Below are 3,118 nucleotides of genomic sequence, written 5' to 3' on the forward strand. Positions count from 1 at the left end.
CCCAGACCCCCCTCCGAAGACTTATAGTTACCCGGGGGCACCCCCCCAACGGGGGGGTGCCCCCGGGTAAGAACTAAAAGTTTTTGAAAGGAGTTTGAGGGAAACTTTTTACAAAAAGTTTCCCTCAAGAACTGCCTTCCGCCGCGAATTGAAATAAAAAAAGGGCGGATAACTTACCGCCCTTTGCCGTGGTCTGTTTTTTCTTATCTCTTACGAGGCGACTATATTTACGACCTTCTTTTTGCCTCTCGTCTCGTAGTTCACCACCCCGTCCATCTTCGCAAAGAGGGTATAGTCCTTGCCCATCCCGACGTTCGCTCCGGGGTAGACCCTGGTGCCGAGCTGACGTACAAGGATGGAGCCGGCGGTGACGGCCTGGCCGGAGAAACGCTTCACCCCGCGCCTCTGGCCCTGACTGTCCCTTCCGTTCCTTGAGCTTCCGCCCGCTTTTTTATGTGCCATCTTAAGACCTCCTGAAGGCCGTGATGCGTTATGCGTATTTTAAAAAATCTTCCCGCATCACGTATAACGTACACGCATCACGGTATCTTATCCCTGTATCTCTTTAATCCTTATGCTGGTATATCTCTGGCGGTGTCCCTGCTTCCTGGAGTAGCCCTTCCTGCGCTTCTTCTTGAAGACGACGACCTTCTTGTGCTTCCCCTGCTCCAGGACCTCGCATACGACCTTCGCGTCGGGAAGCACGGGCGTGCCGACCTTCAACTCCTCGCCCTCGCCGACGGCAAGGACTTCGGTGAGCTCAAGGGGGTCTCCCGCCTCTCCGCCGAGGGTTTCGACCTTAAGGACGTCCCCTTCTCTCACCGTATACTGCTTGCCGCCCGTTTTTATAACCGCATACATACTTGTATCCTCCACTCTTAAAAGGGAAAAAAGTATATTATCCGATTATACGGGCAGTTGTCAAGCCTTTTGCCCTTTCCCCCCTTTTTTTCCGTTTTTTCCTTTTTTCCCATTTTTTGGCCCCGCGCCGAGCAGATACCCCTCTATAAACCGGTCTATGGCCCCGTCCAGGACCGCGTCTACGTTGCCGTTCTCTATCCCGGTCCTGTGGTCCTTGACGAGCCTGTAGGGCTGAAGCACGTAGGAGCGTATCTGGCTTCCCCACGCTATGTCGCGCTTCTCCTTATGCAGGGAGTCCATCTTCTCCTCCTCCTCCTTCATCCTTTGCTCGTAGAGGCGGGAGCGGAGTATCTTCATGGCCGTGGCCTTGTTCTTGTGCTGGCTCCTCTCGTTCTGGCACTGGACGACTATATTGGTGGGGACGTGCGTTATCCTGACGGCCGAGTCTGTCTTATTGACGTGTTGGCCTCCGGCGCCGCTCGCGCGGTAGGTGTCGATCCTCAAGTCCGCTTCGTTCACTTCAACCTCTATATCGCCTTCTATCTCCGGGTATACGGAGACCGAAGCAAATGAGGTATGGCGCCTCTTCGCCGCGTCGTAGGGGGATATCCTGACGAGCCTGTGCACCCCCACCTCGGCCCTCAAGTGACCGTATGCGAACTGGCCGACGACGGTAAGGGTAACGCTCTTCACCCCGGCCTCCTCGCCGGGCTGGTAATCGACTATCTCGGTGGAGAAACCTCTGGTCTCGGCCCACCTGAGATACATGCGCAACAACATATCGGCCCAGTCCTGGGCCTCGGTGCCTCCGGCGCCGGGGTTTATGGAGACTATGGCGCTGAGCCCGTCGTGCTCGCCGCCGAGCATACGCTGTACCTCGACGGCCTCAATGGCCTTAACGGCCTCGGCGAGCCTGTCCTCGGCGTCCCTGGCGCACGCCGCGTCGTCCTCCTCCTCGGCAAGGCCGAGGAGCACCTCCGCTTCCTCGATATGCCCCCATATCCTATCGAACGACCCGACCGCCGCCTCTAACTCGGACTTCCTCTTCATCAGGGGACGGGCGGCATCGGGGTCCTCCCAGAAGGACGGCTCGGAGGCGCGCTTCTCTATCTCTTTTAGTTCGTCTTTACCTTTATCCGGGTCAAAGATAACCCCTTAGCTCTTCGAACCTGACCTTTATCCCGTTAAGGCTGTCTTTTATCTCGTCATACATCTTCAGTACCTCCGTCGATTTAATCCGAGGGCGATAAATACGCCCGTAAGTGCCAGACAACCCAGCGCAAATACGTCGCCGTAAAGGGTGTAAAAACTCTTACCCCCTTGCCTGAGCCCCACGCTCCCCATTACGAGGGCCTCTTCGAAGAGTTCGCTCCGCTCGATAATCCTCCCCGCCGGATCGACTATCGCGCTTATTCCGGTATTGGCGGCTCTTACAAGGAACACCCTGTTCTCAACGGCCCTCACCGCGGTCATGGCGAGGTGCTGGTACGGGGCCGACGTCTTCCCGAACCAGGCGTCGTTCGTGACGTTAACGAGGAGCGTCGCGCCGTCTCTTACGAACGCCCTCGCTATGGCGGGGAAGATGGCCTCGTAGCAGATGAGCACGCCCAGACCCACCCCCCCCTTACCCCCCGGCCGGCCGAACTTGAGCGGCTCGGTGCTCGTGCCGGGGGTAAAGTCCCCTATGCCGTGGGTCAGCTTGTCCACGAAGAAGAGGAGCTTTTTGAGCGGCACGTACTCGCCGAAGGGCACGAGGTGGATCTTATCGTACCTGCCGGTTATGATGCCCGGGGGCGCGATAAGATAGGCGCTGTTGAAGTAGTTGCGCCCACCACCGCCGCCACCGCCAGCCCGGATATCCGGGTCATAGGCCGGCGCGCCCGTCAGGATACGAACTCCGGCCTCGTTGGCGATATCGAGCACCACCGGCCCCATGGGGTCGCTTTCAAGGTAGAAGGGTACGGCGGTCTCGGGCCAGACGACCAGTTCCGCTCCGTCCTTCCCGGCCTTTATGGTGAGGTCCCTGTAGAGGGCTATGGACTTCTGCTGGAAGGCCGGGTCCCACTTAAACGACTGGTCGATATTCCCCTGTGCCAGCGCGACTTCAAGCTCTTCCCAACCGGATACGGCCGCGTCCACCCTTCCCTTCCTTATAAAACCATAGCCCAAAACCGAAGTCAAAAGGATTATCGTAACCACGGCCTCCGTAACCGGGACCCTCCTCTCCGCCCCGCTTAACGCCTTCAAGCCGAGGAAG

The 3,118-nt window shown here is 58.0% G+C and carries 4 protein-coding genes; all 4 read right to left on the reverse strand.

Annotation, left to right across the window (positions count from 1 at the left end):
* Positions 1-210: 210 nt before the first annotated feature.
* Positions 211-462 (reverse strand): 50S ribosomal protein L27, encoded by a 252-nt coding sequence (rpmA, locus tag V3W31_09250; GenBank protein ID MEE9615111.1) that lies wholly within the window; start codon positions 460-462, stop codon positions 211-213.
* Between the two features lie 87 nt (positions 463-549).
* Positions 550-861, reverse strand: a complete 312-nt coding sequence (gene rplU, locus V3W31_09255; protein MEE9615112.1) for a 50S ribosomal protein L21 — start codon at positions 859-861, stop codon at positions 550-552.
* 60 nt (positions 862-921) lie between these two features.
* A protein-coding gene (gene prfB, locus V3W31_09260) for a peptide chain release factor 2 (GenBank protein MEE9615113.1) occupies positions 922-2,074 on the reverse strand; the annotation gives its coding sequence in 2 pieces (ribosomal slippage) (positions 922-2,004 and positions 2,006-2,074; 1,152 coding nt in all).
* Positions 2,075-2,076: 2 nt separating this feature from the next.
* Positions 2,077-3,118 (reverse strand): apolipoprotein N-acyltransferase (gene lnt / locus V3W31_09265; GenBank protein MEE9615114.1); only part of this gene is annotated, 1,042 nt, incomplete at its 5' end.

This window comes from Thermodesulfobacteriota bacterium (genome assembly GCA_036482575.1).
In the GTDB taxonomy this organism is placed as follows: Bacteria; Desulfobacterota; GWC2-55-46; order GWC2-55-46; family JAUVFY01; genus JAZGJJ01.

What these genes read in the sequence shown, in the direction of transcription:
- rplU (MEE9615112.1), bottom strand. Translation starts at nt 861, where the DNA reads ATGTATGCGGTTATAAAAACGGGCGGCAAGCAGTATACGGTGAGAGAA.
- rpmA (MEE9615111.1), bottom strand. Translation starts at nt 462, where the DNA reads ATGGCACATAAAAAAGCGGGCGGAAGCTCAAGGAACGGAAGGGACAGT.